10 protein-coding genes and 1 pseudogene are annotated in these 20,329 nt (G+C 50.3%); 7 read left to right on the top strand and 4 right to left on the bottom strand.

Going from position 1 to position 20,329, the window contains the following annotated elements; all coding sequences use genetic code 11:
* Window positions 1-12: 12 nt before the first annotated feature.
* Entirely contained in the window at window positions 13-714 is a 702-nt protein-coding gene (locus FKW19_RS12355) for a hypothetical protein (protein WP_162870713.1), read from the top strand.
* Window positions 715-832: 118 nt separating this feature from the next.
* Here FKW19_RS12355 and shc read toward each other — a convergent pair whose 3' ends face one another.
* The 3 genes and pseudogenes from shc to FKW19_RS12340 all read right to left on the bottom strand — a co-directional run bounded on the left by shc (window position 833) and on the right by FKW19_RS12340 (window position 4,354).
* Window positions 833-2,995 carry a squalene--hopene cyclase gene (gene shc / locus FKW19_RS12350; protein ID WP_089179000.1) on the bottom strand — a complete coding sequence of 721 codons (2,163 nt, stop codon included), beginning with the start codon at window positions 2,993-2,995 and terminating at the stop codon, window positions 833-835.
* Window positions 2,996-3,050: 55 nt separating this feature from the next.
* Window positions 3,051-3,604: pseudogene (locus FKW19_RS12345) on the bottom strand (TetR/AcrR family transcriptional regulator).
* Between the two features lie 168 nt (window positions 3,605-3,772).
* On the bottom strand, window positions 3,773-4,354 hold the full coding sequence (locus tag FKW19_RS12340; RefSeq protein WP_089179002.1) for a TetR/AcrR family transcriptional regulator: 582 nt from the start codon (window positions 4,352-4,354) through the stop codon (window positions 3,773-3,775).
* Between the two features lie 136 nt (window positions 4,355-4,490).
* Here FKW19_RS12340 and FKW19_RS12335 point away from each other — a divergent pair, with 136 nt between their 5' ends.
* Window positions 4,491-5,675: a lipase family protein gene (locus FKW19_RS12335; protein ID WP_089179003.1), complete on the top strand. Its 1,185-nt coding sequence runs from the start codon at window positions 4,491-4,493 to the stop codon at window positions 5,673-5,675.
* Between the two features lie 100 nt (window positions 5,676-5,775).
* Window positions 5,776-7,011: a Na+/H+ antiporter NhaA gene (gene nhaA, locus FKW19_RS12330; protein ID WP_089179004.1), complete on the top strand. Its 1,236-nt coding sequence runs from the start codon at window positions 5,776-5,778 to the stop codon at window positions 7,009-7,011.
* 64 nt (window positions 7,012-7,075) lie between these two features.
* Here the strand turns inward: nhaA and FKW19_RS12325 are convergent, their stop codons facing one another.
* A complete protein-coding gene (locus tag FKW19_RS12325) occupies window positions 7,076-9,211 on the bottom strand; it encodes a catalase (protein ID WP_089179005.1) in 2,136 nt (711 codons plus the stop codon).
* 180 nt (window positions 9,212-9,391) lie between these two features.
* Here FKW19_RS12325 and arfB point away from each other — a divergent pair, with 180 nt between their 5' ends.
* The 4 genes from arfB (at window position 9,392) to FKW19_RS12305 (ending at window position 20,292) form a co-directional block, all read left to right on the top strand.
* A complete protein-coding gene (gene arfB / locus FKW19_RS12320) occupies window positions 9,392-9,814 on the top strand; it encodes an alternative ribosome rescue aminoacyl-tRNA hydrolase ArfB (RefSeq protein ID WP_089179006.1) in 423 nt (140 codons plus the stop codon).
* Between the two features lie 242 nt (window positions 9,815-10,056).
* Window positions 10,057-10,275 carry a hypothetical protein gene (locus FKW19_RS12315; protein WP_089179007.1) on the top strand — a complete coding sequence of 73 codons (219 nt, stop codon included), beginning with the start codon at window positions 10,057-10,059 and terminating at the stop codon, window positions 10,273-10,275.
* Between the two features lie 52 nt (window positions 10,276-10,327).
* Window positions 10,328-18,886 carry a GH36-type glycosyl hydrolase domain-containing protein gene (locus FKW19_RS12310; RefSeq protein WP_089179008.1) on the top strand — a complete coding sequence of 2,853 codons (8,559 nt, stop codon included), beginning with the start codon at window positions 10,328-10,330 and terminating at the stop codon, window positions 18,884-18,886.
* A gap of 65 nt (window positions 18,887-18,951) precedes the next feature.
* Window positions 18,952-20,292, top strand: a complete 1,341-nt coding sequence (locus FKW19_RS12305; RefSeq protein ID WP_089179009.1) for an amidohydrolase family protein — start codon at window positions 18,952-18,954, stop codon at window positions 20,290-20,292.
* Window positions 20,293-20,329 lie beyond the last annotated feature (37 nt).

The following is a 20,329-nucleotide window of genomic DNA, read 5'->3' as shown; positions in this document are numbered from 1 at the left end:
CGGGAGCCCATATTGCATAATCTAGACTTTAGTTCATGGCACAGCTTCCTGTTCACCATGATCGGGCTCTCGCTTATTACTTTGATTGGTGTTGGCATCCGGCTTTTGATGATGGTGCTGATTCAGCAACGGCGGGAGCGTATGAACCGCCAGATCAATGAGCGTTTGCGCACATTGATTGCTGCTTACCGCACATTGGGTGGCTCTTTTACCGGAGATCTGGCCGTAGATCCTAGACATAAGCGAGATTTTCGCGTGGCGGCAGATACAGAAGCCATAACAACCACTTCTGTATTGGAAGATGCCAACACATCGGATCGTACGCGGCGTATTCGTGATGCTGTAGAGGCAGCTTTATCCGATATTATTCTTCTAGGTACGGAAGAGCATGTCCGCTTAGCGGAACGCGCTGCCCGAGAACTGGTGGCGGGCCAGCGGGTGCATACGCATGATCTGGTTGTATCCTTGCGCAATTTTGTAAGGCAGGCGCTGGATCTTGCCCCCATTCCATCTGATCTGAGTATTCCTACACAAGGGCCAACCCGCGTGCAGGCATCTGGCGGGAAAGGGAAAGATGGCGGATCAGAAAAAGCTGGTGGCGGTGGTGGTAATGGAGGAGGTGGTGGAGGCGGTATGCAAGGCGGTGGTGATATGGCTATGACAAGTAGCCAAGCTGCGGAGCATCAGGACCAGATAACGCCCTCTGGCCATTAAAGCTAAGATTTGTAGCTGCAACATTTCACCCGCGCTGCGCAGTGCTATGTGTGCAGTATTTCACGCAAAAAGGATACAGGAGAGTAATCCTGTATCCTTATGGGCCACCATTGCAGCATCAGTTCCCGATTTTGATTAAACGGGAAGCACGACTAAGTGCAATAATCGGGAAAAGCTGCCGGTAAAGATCATAACGCAGCATAAAGGCGCGTGAGAGTTCGGCCCCCTGCATCAGGCGCTTTGAAATGGCTGGATCATCCAGTTTGATGGTTTGGCCCACGCCGTAGCCGGGAAAGCCCGTGCCAGTGAATTCCTTTTCATTCCAGCTTCCGTCTTCTTCTTGCAAATCAATCAAATAACGGCAGCCTTTGGCGATGGCATCATAATCCTGCGGCCGGTTGGCGGCTATCAGCCCCATAAGCGCCCATGCCGTTTGAGATGGCGTTGTGGTGCCGCGGCCAATGGATTCCACTTCCATGTAGGAAGCGCAGCTTTCGCCCCAGCCACCATTTTCCTGCTGGGAGTTAATCAGCCAATCGCACGCCTTGGAAATGTAGGGCTGTGTCATGTCCTCACCCAAGGCAGCCAGAGCGGGCAGAACGGCCCCTGTGCCATACAGGTAATTCACACCCCAACGGCCAAACCACGGCCCTGTGGGGTCTTGCTCCTTGCGGATATACGCAAGCCCACGCTGAATACATGGCAGATCACGCGGGAGGCCCAACAAGCCAAACGCTTCCAGAACATGCGCTGTTACGTCTACCGATGGCGGGTCTAGCGCTTCCCCAAAATCGCAGAACGGAATTTTGGCAAGAATGCTCTTATTGTTGTCCTTGTCAAAAGCGCCCCAACCACCGCAAGAACTCTGCATAGCTACCAGCCACCGAACACCACGGCCAATGGCTTCTTCTACGCCTTTGGCTTTCCATTCTGGCCTGTTACGGCAGGATGCAAGGGCAATGAGTGCAACGGCGGTATCATCTGTATCGGGGTATCTGTCATTGGCGTATTCAAACGCCCAGCCGCCGGGTTCTGTGTTGGGGAGCTTAACAGACCAATCCCCTTTTACGCGCACTTGGCGGGATAGCAGCCAATCCAGTGCTTTATCCATTTCTGGGGTAAAGCGTTCTTCGGCATTGGCATCATGCAGCGCCATAAGGGAGAGCATAGTATCCCACACTGGGCTGTTTGTGGCCTGAATCCAGCTGGCATCTCCTTTATCATGCCGCCAACCGGGATCATTCAGCGCATCAAGGGCCTTGGCCATAACAGGATGATGGAATTGGTAACCCTCACCATGCAGGGCCATCAGACCATACACCCACGGCGGCTGAATGCCCCCCCATCCGCCATCTGCATCCTGATGCCAGATAATCCATTCCAGCACGTCTTTAATGGCGGCTTCCCGCGAAGGAGCGCGCTTGAGGAAAGAGGTTTGGAGCCAATGCAGCCCTTTGTCAGCCATACGGAAGAAATCGGCAATAACATCCCTGCCCTCTTTGGTGGGCAGTTCGTAATCAAAGTTTTCCCGGCCACCAGGGAAAAGGGCATCCAGCCGATCCTGCGGGCGCAATGGACGGGATGGACGACGCGCAGACAAAATAGCCAGCGGCATCATGGTAGCACGGGCCCACTGCGCAAAGTTGTAAATGGAAAACACAAAATTATTGGGGAACCAGATGATTTCTGGCGGAAGATTAGGTGTTTTCTCCCACGGCCATTCCCCAATCAGGGCCAGCCAGTAACGGGTGAATACACGCACATTCTTCAGGCCGCCTTTGCTGATAATCCACGCTGCGGCTTTACTAACTGTTGGGTCATCTTCTGCGTAACCCAAAGATCTGAGTGCTGCATAGGCTTCCACCGTTGCGTTGATATCACCACTACCAGCGCCATAATATGTGCCCCAAGATCCATCTGGACGCTGCATTTCAAGGAGCGCCTTACCCAGACGTGGCCGCAAAGGGTGGTCTTCCAGCCCCAAAAACCACAGGGCCAAACACCATTCAGCTTCCATGGAGGCATTGGAACCAACAGATCCAACCCAATGTCCATCGGGCTTTTGCTGTTTCATCAGCCATTCACAGGCAGAAGAAAGCGTATGGGTCAGGCTGTTTCCCATTGCCTTAAGGGCTGACAGATCTGCCGGAACCTGTGGAGCAGGTTTTTGACGCACAATATCCGAGCTTCCAGACGTAATAAGGGTGTTAACGTTTGTTCCCTGAGTGTCTGAACCAGAACGCAAAATCTTCTTTAATGAAAAACGGCTTGCCATATTCATTGTGTCATACCTGCGCGAAATATCATGAAAGACTCATTGGTTCCTGTTTTAAAGATCACGGTGTTTCTGCTTGGGGCGTAATAAGCCGCAGGCAATCTGTAAACACTGTATCCCATCCAGACTGATCCATAGCGATAAAGCCGAAGCTTCTGAGAAGAAAAGCCCCTTCCGCGGCAAAAATTGCCGTACGCGCCTGATGCGCATCTTCCGAGGTGGCGTTACAATCCCCAAACCATCTGGCGTACCATTCCCGTATCCGGTTGAGGTATTTGGGAGATTGCAGCAAGGTAATGAGCATTCCCACCATCTGGCTTGCGTGGCGGCATCTATCTGGCGGCAGGCCATAACATAGGCGCGTGCCCGCTCTGCCAGAGAAGCCTTGGGCCCCACATATTTGGCTATTTCCAGATCAAACGCTGCTATCCAGCGATCAATCATGGCGGTAATCAGATCATCCTTATTGCCAAAGCAATACTGCAGGCCGCCTTTGGTAATTCCTGCGGCCTTGGCTACGGCATCAAGCGTTAAAGCGGTTGCCCCGCCCTTCTGAACAAGCTGTTCCGCGCTGTCCAGAACGCTCTCCCGATCAATGGTTCTGCGGCGGCCCATGCACCGTCCTTTATTATTTCAATCCGTCTGGATGGAATTAAAATGGGAGCGATGATTGTGCAACCGCATTATTGGAATGCACGGATGCATTTTTAGAATAGCAGAAAGCTATTCATTCCAAATGAAGAATCATTCATAACTATATGATAATAAATATAAAAACAAAATTTACAGCCTAAGAGCATCTTCAATAAGCGCATCCGGAGTCATGCCCTCGCCTTCTCGCGTCAGCAAGGCTTCCAAAAGGCCGTCTATCGCCAATACAGCTAGGCCATGCACCTTGGCCCACAAGGCTGCGCGTGCGCCAGCACGTGTATGGGCGGAATGCTTGCCTTTTAGGTCTCCTACACATTGAGTGAGCATAGCGGATGTTTTGGCCGCAGCCGCAGCCAGATGCGGGTCTTTTCTATCAATTACATCGCTACGGAACATAAGGGTAAACAGGCCCGGATGTTGCATGGCGAATTGTACATAGGCCACGCCAACAGCGTGTGGCCCTTTATTAAGCAGCGGTGTAAGCGTTGCTGCCAGTTCTTCATATCCTATTGTTGCCAGCGCACTGAGCAAGCCTGTTAAATTTCCAAAATGCGGAATTGCGGCTGTTTGTGAGACACCCGTATGGCGCGTAATGGCCCGCAGCCCTAGGGCTGTAATGCCTTGTTCCTCTAGAATGACGCGCGCAGAACGCAAAAGAGCGGTTGGCAGATCTCCATGATGGTAAGCTTTTTTAGGCTGAGCAGGCTGGGCCATGATGTATTTTCCGGAATATTCGCGATAGCCATTAGAGCACTTGACTTTCTTTTCTCATGCTCCATTCTTAACGTTGTTAAGTTGCAGCGTATCGGGCGGTCAAACACAAGACCAATAGCCTGAAGAAGGATATCTCTTGCGTTTTCCCCCCTCTGTTTATCATGTTTCTCGTTTGGTTGCTGGTCTTTGCCTTATGGGTGCAAGTTCCGGTGCCATTGCTGCATCGGCAACTCCATCTGGTGCGGCTGGTACGTTGACATCGTCTCAATCTTTGCCTGTGGCTTTTACATTGCCTGATGCTGGGCGATCCTTGCGCATAACCTACCTTTCCACCAATGGTATTACGGGCAAAGGGCTGGTGCCGGTTACGGCAGAAGTTATTCTACCACAAGGCAAGCCGCCTGCTGGTGGGTGGCCCATTGTTGCATGGGCGCATGGTACGGTAGGTGTTGCAGGCCACTGCGCGCCCTCTAACAATCCGTGGAGTGCACGTAACAAGCGTTATCTCTCTGAATGGATGAAACGTGGCTTTGCCGTAGTAGGTACGGATTATCAGGGTTTGGGAACCTCCGGTATTCATCCGTATCTTAACGCGCGCGTGGAAGCCTATAGCCTGCTGGACAGTGTGAAGGCAGCCTTGGCCTCGGTGCCAGATTTGCAGAACAAAATCATGATTGTTGGGCAATCTCAGGGTGGTGGGGCAGCGTTTGCCTCTGCAGCGTTTGCACCAACATATGCGCCAGATTTGAATATCCGAGGCACTGTGGCCACGGGTGCCCCGTATATTACGCCAGAACTGCTTAAGCAAATAGCAACCGCGCCGGATAATGCGCCGTATAATCCTGTTATGGTTTATACGCTTTATCTGGCACAGGGGCTTTCTGGGTATGATACAGCCTTTAAGCCAGAAAGCGTTTTTACAGCTAAAGCCATGCCAGCCTACCGTGCCGCAGCCAATTTATGTGTGCATGAGCTGACAGATAAGGTGAAGGCAGATGGGTTGAATTTTAGCAATTCACTTCAGCCTGACTTTGCAAAAAATCTCGCTCCAGCCTTAAAGGCCATGCAATATCCTACCATGCATCTGGCGCAACCACTGTTTATGGGCACAGGAGAGCTGGATAAGGATGTGCCACCACCGCTTCAGCTCGGGCTGGTAAAAGCTGCCTGTGCTGCTGGCACAGTGGTGCAGGCACATGTTTACAAAAGCCTGAACCATGATCAGACGGTAAATGCCTCGTTGCCAGATTCAGCTTCTTTCACGCAGGATGTTATGAACGGGCAAGCTGTTACGCCCCAATGCACCCCAACGCCGGAATAAAATTACCCAGACATATTGGGGTTTGCTGATAGGAAGAGAAGCGGCGGTTTTACGCTTTTCTTCCCTTGTGTGGGGCATGTAACGCCTTCAATATGCACGCATGACAGATACTTCCGCTGCGTGTTTTCATCGTATCCAACGTTTTTTGCAATCTCCCGCAGGAGGTGCAACAGCCCTGCTCCTCGCCTCGCTTGCAGGATTTGCCCTAGCAAACTCGGTTTGGTCTGATGGTTATGAAACCCTGATTACAATGCCTATGCGGCTGCCTTTTTTAGAGCAGCATATGCCAGATACACTTACGGCATGGGTATCTGATGGGTTGATGACACTGTTTTTTCTGCTGATTATTCTGGAAATCAAGAAAGAGATGGTTTCGGGCCATCTTTCATCCATGCGCCAGATTGCCTTGCCATTAATTGGCGCATTGGGGGGGATGGTTGTGCCAGCGCTTACCTACCTTTTGGTAACGCATGGGCATGCAGAAGCATTTCATGGATGGGCCATTCCTGTAGCCACTGATGCTGCATTTACACTGCCCGTTATTATGGCGCTGGGGGCGCGTGTTTCTGCTGGGGCGCGTGCGTGGCTTATGGCTCTTGCCATTTTTGATGATGTGTTGGGCATTGTTGTTATTGCCCTGTTTTACGGTTCTGCCCTTTATTGGCCCGCGCTGGCAGGTGTGCTTTTTGTAACCATGGCCATGATTGCTGCAAATCGGTTGTTGGATTGCAGATCTGTGTGGGTTTACGCCCTTGGGTGCTTGCTGCTTTGGGGCATGCTTTTATCTTCCGGCCTGCACCCAACGCTTGCCGGGGTTATTACTGGTCTTTGCCTGCCCGCCCAACCATGTGCAAAAAATACAGAACAAATAACACCGCTTGAAAAAGTATCCTCCGCACTAACACCTTTTGTTACGTGGCTGGTACTTCCCCTATTTGGCTTTATGAATGTTGGGGTTTCTCTTGCTGGCGTGCATCTGGGCACGCTTCTTGCTCCTGTTCCCCTTGGCATCATATTGGGGTTGGTGGTGGGAAAGCCCGTTGGTGTGTTTGGAGCAACCATATTGTCATTCCAGTTGCGCATAGCCCCTGCCCCAGCGGCAACATCGGTGAAAATGCTTTTTGGGCTTTCCTTGCTATGTGGCATTGGTTTTACCATCAGCTTGTTTATTGCTGGTCTGGCATTTCAGGATATGGATACGGTAGTATCAGCAAAACTGGGGATTTTTGCCGGGTCTGTTATTGCGGCCTTGGCGGGCTGGTGCTGGCTGCGCTGCTCACCCGTTACACAGCGCAGCCAGTATCCTGCAAATTATGAGGCTATGAGTAACAAATAGCTTTTGGAAAAATGGGCAGCCCTCACCCACGTTTATAAACGCGTGTGAGGGCTGATGTGTATTCTTAATCCAGCTTTTCACGTTGCCAGAAGCGGAGTGCGCCGCAGGTTTTTACAAACGCAGTGGCATCGTTTTTGCTACCAAGTTTGATGCAGCCTTTATCAACATCTTCTGCCAGACCTGCCTTTTTAAACAACGTGCCAGCTTCTGCAGAATAGCCAATAAATTTGTTATGCGTGAAAGCATCGGTCAGGAAATCTTTGGCTGCTGGATTACCGGCCAGCACTTTTGTGCCTTCCTTGGAAGCAAGAATGGCTACGGCATCGTAGAGTACAGATGGGCCGCCATCTATTTTCTGTTGCGCCGTTATCTTGGTGCCATCCGATAATGTAATGCCGCCAATTTTGGGAGCAACGACTTCATAATCGGCTTTTTCTGCCTGAAGGGCGGCAATAAGTGCCGCAAAAAGCTCTGCATCTATACCATCCGTCGCCAAAATACCCATTTTTCGGCCAGCAAATGTTTTTGGCCCATTCTTAAGGATGCTGAGCGCATCAGATGGCGGAAGATCTGTGCGTGTAGGCTGTGTTCCCTGTGCGGGTTCTGGCAATGGTAAGCCCAGCCCGTCTGCTACCGTTATTGCCAGTTCCTCATCAATATGTAGCAGATGCGACACAACGCGAGAGCGGATATCTGGCCGTTCCACCTTGCTTAGCTCAAACGTAATGGCGTCTGCTATATGCTTCTGCTCAATGGGTGTCTGGCTAATGTAAAACTGCCGGGCCTGGCTGTAATGGTCTGAAAAACTTTCAGGCCGCAGGCGCTGTTTGGGGCCAGTTTCCTCGCTCGCAAAACTGCGAAAGCCCTGTTTGGGGTTTTCACGCGGGCCACCTGCCGCCCCCCAGCTATTCGGCTCATAATTGGCGCGGCCTACGGGATTATGCATGGCCATATGCCCATCTTGCTGAAAATGCGCCATGGGGCATTTAGGAGCATTAATGGGGATATGCGTAAAATTGGGGCTACCAAGCCGTTTGATCTGTGTATCCAGATACGAGAAATTTCGGCCCTGCAGCAGGGGATCGTTTGAGAAATCAATGCCGGGTGGCACATTCTGTGTGCAAAAGGCCACCTGCTCTGTTTCGGCAAAAAAGTTATCAACAACGCGGTCCAGTACCAGGCGGCCCACTATTCTGACAGGCACCAGTTCCTCTGGAATAAGTTTGGTGGGGTCTAGCACATCGAAATCAAACTTTTCGGCAAATTCTTCATCAAAGAGCTGTACACCAAGTTCCCATTCGGGAAAGTCTCCGCTGGAAATTGCGCTCCAGAGGTCTCGTCGATGGAAATCAGGGTCCGCCCCGTTGATCTTAACGGCTTCGTTCCACACAACAGACTGCAAGCCCTGCTTGGGCTTCCAATGAAACTTCACAAAGGTTGAGCGGTCATTGCTGTCTAAAAAGCGGAATGTATGCACCCCAAATCCTTCCATAAAACGGAAGGAACGCGGGATACCCCGATCAGACATCACCCACATGATCATATGAAAGCTTTCTGGGCTTAGCGAAATGAAATCCCAGAAGTTGTCATGGGCAGACTGCGCCTGCGGAAAATCACGGTCTGGCGCTGGTTTTACAGAATGCACCATATCCGGGAACTTGATGGCATCCTGAATGAAAAATACCGGAATATTATTGCCAACCAGATCCCAGTTGCCTTCCTTGGTATAAAGCTTGACAGCAAACCCACGGACATCCCGCGCGACATCAAATGAACCTTTAGAGCCTGCAACCGTAGAAAATCGGACAAAGGCAGGCGTGCGTTCCCCCACATTCTGAAAAATGGCGGCCCGCGTAACGTCTGCAAGGCTGTCTGTCAGTTCAAAATACCCATGTGCGCCATAGCCACGAGCATGCACAACGCGTTCGGGAATACGCTCGTGGTCAAAATGAAAAATCTTTTCCCGAAAATGGAAATCCTCCATCAACGCCGGGCCACGTGCACCGTAACGCAGAGTGTTCTGATCATCCGCTATAGGAATACCCTGAGCAGAGGTGAGCGTTGCCACATCACCACCAGCTTGCTGGTGTGTTTCTCCCCCATTACCTTGTTGCTCGGTATAGCTTGGTTCAATTTTATTTTTATCTGCTTTTAAACCATTTTTAGCAGTCTTGCTTGGCGTATTTTTTTTGACAACCATGATCTTCTCCTCGCCCGTGTTTCGGCGGGAGCGTCGTCCCTTTACATAATCTTAAATCGCGCGTTTCTAAGGTTTCGTCGCTCCCCGTGTTCTTAATTTTACGCATGAGATGCAAAATGGTTCCAACGGCAGATTTTGGGCACACAAGCATAACAACACAAAACGTGTTATGCTGACCTTATGGCAATCTCTATCCTTCCCAATATTTCTCTGGCCGATTCCGAATTGGAGGTCACTTATATTTTAGCGTCTGGCCCTGGCGGGCAAAATGTAAACAAGGTTGCTACGGCTGCCCAATTACGGTTCGATGCGGCACATTCTGCTTCTTTGCCAGATCGCGTGCGTACGCGCTTGCTGGAACTGGCCGGAAGTCGGGCCACGCGTGATGGGGTTATTGTTATTACAGCACGACGGTTTCGCACACAGCAGCGCAACCGTGAAGACGCAGTGGAACGTTTAGTCGCTTTAATACGTGAGGCTGCACATCGTCCGGCTTTTCGTGTTGCCACCCGGCCTAGTCGCGCAGCGCGCCAACGGCGGTTGCAGGGAAAAGCGCATCGCGCACGTATTAAACAGGGGCGCACAGTGCGGTTTGATGATTGATATTGTAAAATAAGCCAATGTGGATGGGCTGGCATTTCCTTTGAAAATTATTTTTAGCTCTGCCTTACATAGAGCCCAATCCGTTCTGGAACGTTTCATCCGTTCCTGCGTTGAATAACGGCTCAATACTTGGCGGTTAGAATTATATTCTATCTGTCTGGTTACATGATTTTCTTTCTCGAAATCTACCTAAAGTACAATCGAAACATCTGCGGCTGACTTCTCTTGGATGGAGAAAGAATATGCGCACTCACTTTGTAAACAATCAGGCTCCTTCTGCTCCTTCAAAAACAAAAAAGAAGGTGGAGCAGAATATAACTGATGGTGGCAACGCAGCCAGTAAAAATGTTTTGCCAAATCCCACTAACACAGAAAACAAAATGGTGAAAAACCATACTTTGTTAGAAGAAAAAGTGCCTTTTCCCAGCGTAAAAACAAGAAAAAGCCTGTTCCGTAAATAACGAATAAAGGCCGCATTACAGCTTTGTACGGCCCTTATCAGGGAGTTGGTACATGCATACAGAACAACTATCAGATACCGGCCCCAAAAATGCCCGACGTTCATTTTTGCGCCGTTTGTTTGGGGGGTATATTCACGTTCACATACAGGATGACCTCTTCCCGATAAAAAGCGAAATTTTTGGTATTGAACGCTTGGAGGCTCATGCCAGAAGCCTGGCGGCCGCACAGGCTGTTGTACCCGCCAAGCATAACCGGCGCGGACAACCCCTTAAACGCAGGTTAGCTGAAAATGCCGCCCTGCTTGCAGCGGCCAATGAAACTGTTACCAAGGCTAGTCAAAGGGGCCGACTGCTACCGCCAGCAGCCCAGTGGTTGGCAGATAACTATGCCCTTATTGATATGCAGATTAGAGAGACCAGTCTGGATCTGCCGAGTGGGTATTATACGCGCCTTCCCAAACTTGCGAATGGCCCTTTTGTTGGTTTGCCGCGCGTTTTTGGCATTACGTGGGCTTTTGTTGCGCATACAGACAGTTACTTACAGCCAGATTTTCTGCGTAAGTTTCTGCTTGCCTATCAAACGGTTGCCCCGCTTACGATAGGTGAGCTTTGGGCTGTTCCCATTACCTTGCGCATTGTTTTAATAGAAAACCTGCGCCGCATTGTAAGTGCCATTATAGATAGCCACGCAAGCCAGCAAGCGGCTGATCTTTTGGCTGATCAGCTTGCATCCGCCCGAAAGAACGATGCTGCTGCATTGTCTGCCATATTATCCCAAATAGACCCACGCATTATTACGCCAGCATTTACGGCGCAGCTTGCGCATCGTTCACGCGGTATAGATCCAGAAAAAAACCCTGTTCTTGTGTGGTTAGAACAGCGATTGGCAGATAAAAAAACAGATATTGAGCAAGGAATTCAAGAGTATTTACAAACGCAGGGTGCTTTTAACGCCACTATTCGAAATATTATTACCAGTCTGCGACATATTGCAGAATCTGATTGGGCAGAGATTTTTGAACAAGTTTGCTTGGTTGATACAGTATTTGTAGAATATGCAAGTTTTACATGCGCAGATTTTGCCAGCCGAGATCTCTACCGCAAAGCTATTGAGGATTTGGCCTATGGCAGCACTGTTGATGAAATTGATATTGCCAAGAAGGCTGTTTTTTTAGCGCAAGAAGCTGCTGCTTCCAATGCGTTTGATCAACGCAAGAATGATCCCGGTTATTATCTTGTGATGGAAGGGCGTTCCATTCTGGAAGCCTCTATAGGTTTTCGTCCCAATCTTTCCAGAAAACTGGCCCAAACATTCTGCCAAAGCGGCATTACAGGTTATGCCGTGGTTGTGTTTATGCTGGCGCTTATTTTTCTGGCTGGGCCGGTGTGGCTTTCTTTTCAGGAAAATGTTTGGTTCCCGTGGGTTTTGTTGGTGGCTGTTCTGGCCTTTTCACCCGCATTGGAAGCAGCCGTTGCATGCATCAACTGGCTGGCTTTGCGTGTTACCAAGGTAACGGCATTGCCGGGGTTGGAGCTTTTAGATGGTATTCCCGTAAAATTGCGTACAATGGTGGTTATTCCTGCCCTTCTTACCAACGTCAAAACGGTGGATGAACTTTTATCCCGCTTGGAAGTCCACTATCTGGCCACTCATGATAGCGGTGTTTACTTTGCGCTTTTAACAGATTGGTCTGATCATTCAGAGGCATCTGCACCAGAAGATGATGCACTTTTCCAGTTAGCTTCTGCCGGTATTCACCGTCTTAACGAAAAATACGGATCTGTGCCGGATGGCAACAGGTTCCTCCTTCTACATCGCCACAGGGTTTGGAGTGAGAGTGAAGGTGTATGGATGGGGTGGGAACGTAAGCGCGGAAAACTGCATGAACTAAACCGCCTGTTGCGTGGTGCGTCTGACACCACTTTTTTGGCAGAATGCCGCCAGAATATTCCACAAGCTGTAAAATATATCGTCACGCTGGATGCCGATACACGCCTGCCCCTTGAAACAGTAAAAAAACTGGTGGGTAAACTGGCACATCCCCTTAATGCGCCGCAATTTAATGCAACAACCGGGCGTGTGCAGCAAGGTTATGCCGTTTTGCAGCCTCGTGTTACGCCATCTTTGCCTATCGGGCATCAAAGCACTTTGTTCCAGCGTATTTTCTCCGCGTCTAGCGGTATAGATGCCTATTCATCTGCAATATCAGACCTGTATCAGGATATGTTTGGAGAAGGGTCTTATGCAGGCAAAGGTATTTACGAAATTGATGCGTTTGAAGCCGCTTTGGCTGGGCGTGTGCCTGAAGCAACCCTTTTAAGCCATGATTTGTTTGAAGGTATTTTTGCGCGCGCCGGATTGGCTTCTGACATTGAGGTGATAGAGGAATTTCCAACAGACTATTTGGTTGCAGCCCAAAGGCTCCATCGTTGGACACGAGGAGACTGGCAGCTACTTCCCTGGATTGTTTCAGGCATATTTCGCACCCCTTCCCCACGCAATAGTTTATCTGGAATTGCGCGTTGGAAAATGGTGGACAATCTGCGCCGCACCTTATGCGCGCCCTTTACGCTTTTGGCTTTGATTATCTGCTGGGTTTTGTTGCCAGAAAACGCTGGTATCTGGACACTGTTTATTCTTCTGATTATGGCGATACCTGCTTTTTTGCCAGTTATTCCCGATATTGTGCCACGCCGGGAGTGGATCAGTTTTCGTAGTTATTTTAATGTTTTGGGGGCATCCATTTCCAATGCCGTTGTTATGACGGCACTTAACATCACGTTTCTGGTGCATCAGGCTTGTTTGTTAGGTGATGCCATTATCCGTACCCTTGGGCGTGTTTTTGTAACAAGGCGCTATTTGCTGCAATGGGTGCCAGCAGCGCAAACGGCGGATCTTCTACAGTCTGGATTGCAACAATATTACCTGAAAATGCTCTCTGGTCCACTTATTGCGGTTATTCTTGTTCTACAAGTTACCATGCAGGATGTGGGAAACCTGATTTTTATTGGCCCTCTGGCTATTCTGTGGGCGTTTTCTCCTGCTATTGGGTTATGGACAAGTCGCGCAGCCGTTTTAACGGCCCAATCGCGCCCTTCCCGCACAGATATTCGCACTTTACGTCTTACAGCCCGCAATACATGGCGCTTTTTTGAAGAATTTGTAACGGCGGATGACCACATGCTTCCGCCAAACAACTTTCAGGAAGTTCCTTCTCCTGTTATTGCCAGACGTACATCGCCTACCAATATAGGGCTTTATCTTTTATGCACAGTTAGCGCCTATGATTTTGGCTGGAACGGCTTGGCTGATACAATAGATCGGCTTGAAAATACTTTTAAAACACTAGACAAATTAGAAAAATATAAAGGGCATTTATATAACTGGTACAGTACGGCTGATCTGGAGCCGTTGGCTCCTTTATATGTTTCTACTGTAGATAGCGGTAATTTTGCTGGTCACCTTGTCGCGCTGGCACGTGCTTGTTGTGAGTGGACTGCATATACAGCCCAACCCTCCATGTGGCGCGAAGGTATAGCAGATGCCATTACCCTTGCCATTACAGATCTTACCTTCCGCAATGGAGAACGGCTGCAGAATACAAAACAGCAAAAATTTCTTATCCGAGCCCTCGCGCGGTTAAAAACATCTGTTCTGGCAGCCCCTGAAGTCAAAACAGAGGAGAGTTTGCAAATATTATTGAAACAGGCGCAAACCATAGCAGAACACGCAGCCCATCTTTATGCAGAAACCAATGCAGCCGAAGAACAAACAACGTCAGACCCACTTTTCTGGTGTGTGGCGCCATTAAAAGCGCTTGAAAGCCATTTGCGTGATTTGGATTATACGCATAACACGACCTTTGAAACCCGGCTGAAAGCATTGCAGAGCAAAGCAACCATGCTGGCTTACGGCATGGACTTTGCTTTTTTGCGTGATCCTGCACGCAAACTTTTGTCTATCGGGTTTGTTGTTACTGAAGATATCTCCGATAGTAACTGTTATGATCTGTTGGCCTCTGAATCTCGGCTCGCAGTCTTTTTTGCCATTGCAAAAGGAGACATTCCTGCGCGGGATTGGTTCCGTCTGGGTCGTGCCCTAACCTCTGCTGGCAGCGGAGCAGCATTGGTCTCGTGGTCGGGTTCCATGTTCGAATATCTTATGCCCTCTCTGGTTATGCGTGCGCCTATAGGTAGCCTGCTCCAGCAAACCAACGCGCTTATTGTGCAGCGCCAGATTGCTTATGGGCAATCTCACAATATTCCATGGGGGATTTCGGAATCCGCCTATAATGTGCGGGATGTTGATTACACCTATCAATACTCAAACTTTGGCGTTCCGGGGCTGGGGTTAAAACGTGGCCTTGGGCAGGATAGAGTTGTAGCCCCCTATGCCACCTTGCTGGCCGCTATGGTTGATCCGCAAAAAGCTGTTGCCAATCTTTTTGTTCTGGAAAAAACAGGGGCACACGGTCGTTACGGTTTTTACGAAGCGCTGGATTATACCCCGGAGCGTGTGCCGGATGGGCAGGAAATGGCTATTGTGCAGGCTTACATGGCACACCATCAGGGCATGTCCATTCTTTCCGTGGCAGATGCAGTTCTGGACGGTATCATGAGAAAGCGCTTCCATGATGACCCCGTGATTGCCTCGGCCGAGCTGTTATTGCAAGAACGTGCGCCACGCACAGGCGCTGTGGCTCATCCTCTGCCAATAGAAGAATATCCTCTGCCGCGCTCGGAATTACCACAAGCGGCATCTGGTAGGTACTACGGCACGGATTATACGCCCGCACCCATTACGCACCTTCTTTCCAATGGTCGTTATACCGTCATGCTCACAGCAGCGGGGTCTGGCTACACAATGTGGCAGGGACAGGCCGTTACTCGGTGGCGGGAAGATCCAACGCTGGATAACTTTGGGTCTTATCTTTACCTGAAAAACGTAAAGACCGGGAAAGTATGGTCTGCTGGCATTCAGCCCTGTGGAGAGGAGCCGGATGATTACGTAAGTGTTTTCCATGAAGATCGCGCCGAATTCACCCGGCGCGATGGCTCTCTAACAACAACTGTGGAGGTCATGGTTTCTGCTGAAGATGATGCTGATGTACGCTATCTGAGTGTTTTTAATGCTGGCTATGATAGTGTTGAAATAGATATCACATCCTATGCAGAACTGGCTTTGCTTGCCCCAGATTCAGATCTCGCGCATCCGGCCTTCACCAAACTATTTGTAGAAACAGATTACCTGCCGGAAGCCAAAACCCTTATAGCAACCCGTAGGCGGCGTACCCCCGATGAGCCTGAAATCTGGGCTGCGCATGTAGCCGTGTGCTCTACCCCAATTACGGTGGAAACAAACCGTGCGCAGTTTATTGGACGCGGCCGCACAGCGCGATCTCCTGCGGCTTTAACGGGTAAAACACAACTATCTGGGCAAACCGGCACGGTGCTGGACGCCTGCTTTGCTATTCGTAGCCGCGTAAGCATCAAGCCCGGTGCTACAGCACGGATAACGTTTTGGACAATGGTTGCTTCATCCCGTCAGGAGCTGGAGCGCTTGATTGAGGTGCATCAGGATGATACCGCGCTGGATCGCGCACGCACACTGGCCTGGACACAAGCGCAAATTCAGTTCCGACATTTTGATATTACCCCAGCAGAAGCAGATATGTTCCAGCGTTTGGCGGGCCATATTCTGTTTGCAAATGCTGCTTTGCGCGCATCATCCGCAGTTATCATGCAAGGTATGGCTGCCCAGCCAACACTATGGGAACAAGGTATTTCTGGTGATCTGCCTTTAATGGTTTTGCGCGTAAAGGATACGCCAGATACAGATATTATCCGGCAGGTTTTGCTGGCGCATGAATACTTGCGGCTTAAACAGGTTGCCGTTGATCTTGTGCTGATGAATGAGCACCCATCGTCCTACTTACAAGATCTACAGAACACGCTTGAAAACCTTGTGCGCTCTATGCCCAAAAGGGCAACTGTCGCAGGCTCTATCTGCATTTTGCGGGCAGATCTGATTTCCACACCGGTAAAGAATCTTTTATTGGCGGCTGCCCGCGTTGTTCTTTCGGCAGATAAGGGGCTGGCAGAACAGCTTGATCAGGCCAATGTGGCCGAAGCTCCTAAATCTGTTCTGTTTCAAACACCGCATGTGTTTACCCCCAGTGCGTTCAAGGTGCCCGATATTCCTGAGCTTGAATTTTTCAATGGTCACGGTGGGTTTGCCCAGAATGGACAGGAATATGTGGTTGTACTCGCTTCCGGCCGCACAACGCCTGCCCCATGGATTAATGTTATTGCCAATGATACTGCGGGCTTTCAGGCTTCTGCCGAAGGAAGTGGCTATACATGGGCGCTAAACAGCCGTGAGCACCAGATTACCCCGTGGTCTAATGATCCTGTCAGCAATCAACCGGGCGAAGTTTTTTACCTGCGGGATGAAGATACCAAAGTATTATGGAGCCCAACGGCTGCTATCCGCCGAGATATAGATGCCACCTATGTCAGCCGGCATGGGTATGGCTATACGCAGTATGATCGTATTGCACACGGCATAGCCAGCACGCTTTTGCAATATACGCCGGTAAAAGACCCTATAAAGATTTCTCGCATTCAACTGCACAACCTATCAGGCCATGCTCGCACGCTTTCTCTTACCGGATATGTTGAGTGGGTGCTTGGGACGGCACGCGCCAAAACAGCATCTTTCATTACAACGCAAATAGATGACGCTACGGGAGCACTATTTGCTTACAATCGCTGGAGTGCTGTTTACGGAGGCCGCGTTGCCTTTGCTGATATTGGTGGCTACGTAACCGCCATTTCGGGAGACCGCACAAACTTTGTTGGCAGAAATGGCACGCTTGATAGCCCGTATGCCTTAACACTAGCCGATACCGTGCAGGGAAGCACCGGTGCTGGGCTTGATCCATGTGGTGTTTTGCAAACCATAGTCACCCTGCCCGCAGATGGCCGCGTAGAAATTGTTTTCTTGTTAGGAGAAGCGGAAAACGAGGCAGAAGCCAGGCAGATGATTGCCCGTTATCGGACGGTTGATCTGGATACCGTTCTGGATGATGTCAAACAGCAGTGGCGCAGCATTTGCGGTTCTGTTCAGATTAAAACCCCAGATCGCAGCATGGATATCATGCTGAATGGCTGGTTGTTGTACCAAACACTTTCCAGCCGCGTGCGCGCACGTGCAGGCTTTTATCAGGCCAGTGGGGCTTATGGTTTCAGAGACCAGTTACAGGATGGCATGGCCCTTGCGGTTTCGTGCCCTGCTTTGGTGCGAGAGCATCTGATACGGGCCGCTTCCCGCCAGTTTGTGGAAGGCGATGTACAGCATTGGTGGCTCCCGCAGACAGGAGCAGGCGTGCGCACCCATATTTCGGATGATTGCACATGGCTTGGTTACACGGTTGCGCATTACGTTAACACAACGGGGGATCTTGCTGTTCTGGATGAAACTATTGGTTTTCTGGAAGCCCCTCCGCTGCCTATAACCGAGCATGATAACTTTATGGTGCCAGCGCACTCGGCACAAAGTGCTACACTGTTTGAGCATTGTGCCCGTGCGCTTGATCGGAGCCTTGCTGTAGGCGTTCATGGCCTTCCCCTCATGGGCACGGGAGACTGGAACGATGGCATGAACCGTGTAGGAGAACAGGGCCGAGGGGAAAGTGTGTGGCTTGGCTGGTTCCTCTACACCACACTTGAGATATTTATCCCCATTGCCCGTGCTCGGAATGAAGATATGCGGGCTGATAAATGGCAGCAGCATACCCGCAAACTGGCCAAGGCGCTGGAACACACATGGGATGGAGATTGGTACCTGCGAGCCTATTTTGATGATGGCACGCCGCTGGGCTCTCACTCCATGCCGGAATGTCAGATAGATGCCATTTCTCAATCTTGGTCTGTACTTTCTGGCGCAGCCACGCCAGAACGGGCCAACCATGCCATGCGCTCTGCCGTTCATAGGTTGGTACGGGAGCAGGACGGGCTTATTCTTGTGCTTACGCCACCGTTTGATAAAGCCATGCCAGACCCCGGTTATATTCGAGGATACCCACCCGGCATACGTGAAAACGGCGGCCAGTACACCCATGCAGCGTTATGGACAGTTATGGCCATTGTAGCTTTAGGCGATGGCAATCTGGCCCAAACATTATTCCATATGCTTAACCCCATCACCCATAGCCAAACACCGGAACAAGCCGCGCGTTACAGGCTGGAACCCTACGTTATTGCGGCTGATGTATATTCTGAAGCCCCGCATGTTGGGCGTGGTGGGTGGTCTTGGTACACAGGCTCTGCCGGTTGGATGCAACGGGTGGGAACCGAAACCATTCTTGGTGTACGCATTCAGGGGGACAAGCTTTTGATAGACCCCTGCATTCCGCAGCATTGGCCAGAGTTTGAGGTAACATTGCAGTGGAAAACAGCGCGTTACAGTATTCTGGTAAAAAACCCGGATCATGTTTGCCGTGGTGTAAGAAAGATCACCATAGATGGCGTGCAAAGCTACATGACGCATGAAATAAATATGAAAGATGATGGGCTTTTACATAAAGTAGAAGTGATCCTTGGTTCATGAATATCTGATAAACATGGAACGAATATCACTTTCTTGCCGTTTATGATGCTATTAGGGAGATCAATATGCGCCGTATGCTTTTCATCACAACTTCTCTTTTTATAACAACGCCGGTGCTTGCTGCCTCATCTCCCCCTATTGCGCTTACGCATGTGCGTATTGTGGATGGCACCGGAGCAGCCCCCATAGAAGATGGAACGCTTGTGATGCAGGGAGAGCATATTCTTGCGGTGGGCAAGAATGTGGATATTCCCAAAGATGCCAAAGTGCTGGGTCGTGCAGGAGATACCGTTCTGCCCGGCATTATTTCCGATCACAGCCACGTTGGACAGTATGAGGGCGTTACCACGGGTTCTCAGTTTTATACACGCGCCAATATTATGGCGGCGCTTGGTCAGTATCGTCGTTATGGTGTTACCACGGTTACGGCGCTGGGTAATAACGTGCCAGATGTGTTTGATCCGCTCCGTAAGGAAGCACATGCGGGTAAAACCCCGGCTGATCTGTTCGGTGTTGATCAAGGTATTGGTGTTCCCAATGGTGCGCCGCCTGTGAATGTGGCTCCCAACCAGCTTTTCCGCCCGAAAACCGCCAATGAAGCCCGAGAAGCCGTGGACACAATGGCAGATGAAGGCACGGATCTGGTTAAAATCTGGGTTGATGATTTTGATGGCACACTGCCTGTTAAAATGAGCCCGGATGTTATTGCCGCCGTTGTAGAGGAATCCCATAAACGCAAGCTCCGTGTGGCGGCGCATATTCATGATCTGGAAGATGCTCAGCATGTTGTGGCCGCTGGAGTGGATATTCTGGCCCACGGCATACGAGACAAACCCGTTACACCGGATTTGATTGCAACGCTTAAAGCCCGCGGGATCTGGTATATTGCCACCCTTCAGCTTGATGAAGCCACCACGGCATGGGCTGATCGCGCACCGTGGACGCAAACACCCTTTGCAACAGCCGGTCTTTCTGGCCCTCTACAAAAACAGATTAACGATCCAGCATGGCAGGCGCAGCACAAAACGGGCAAACAGGCCGATTTTGCCCGCACATCTTTGGCAATGAACCTGCAAAACCTGAAAACATTGCATGATGCGGGCGTAAAAATCGGCTTTGGCACAGATAGCGGCGCCACCCCTTTACGAGTGCCCGGCGTAGCAGAACATCGGGAACTGGCCCTTACAGTGCAGGCCGGCCTGACACCTTTAGAGACTATTCATATCGCCACACAGAACGCAGCAGATCTGCTGGATCTTTCTGACCGTGGCGTATTGGCGCCGGGCAAACGGGCTGATGTGTTAGTTGTTACCGGTAACCCCGCAACCAACATTGCAAATGCCGACAAAATTATTGAAACATGGGAAAACGGCGTCGCCATTTCTGCGCCTGTACTGCAAAAATAAAAATCTGTGTGAATATCCCAGCCATTTCAATGTATAA

Source organism: Acetobacter sp. DmW_125128 (assembly GCF_008704325.1).
Classification (GTDB): Bacteria; Pseudomonadota; Alphaproteobacteria; order Acetobacterales; family Acetobacteraceae; genus Acetobacter; species Acetobacter oryzifermentans.
The sequence above is the reverse complement of the archived record's forward strand: the minus strand, read 5'-3'. Positions and strand labels throughout refer to the sequence as shown.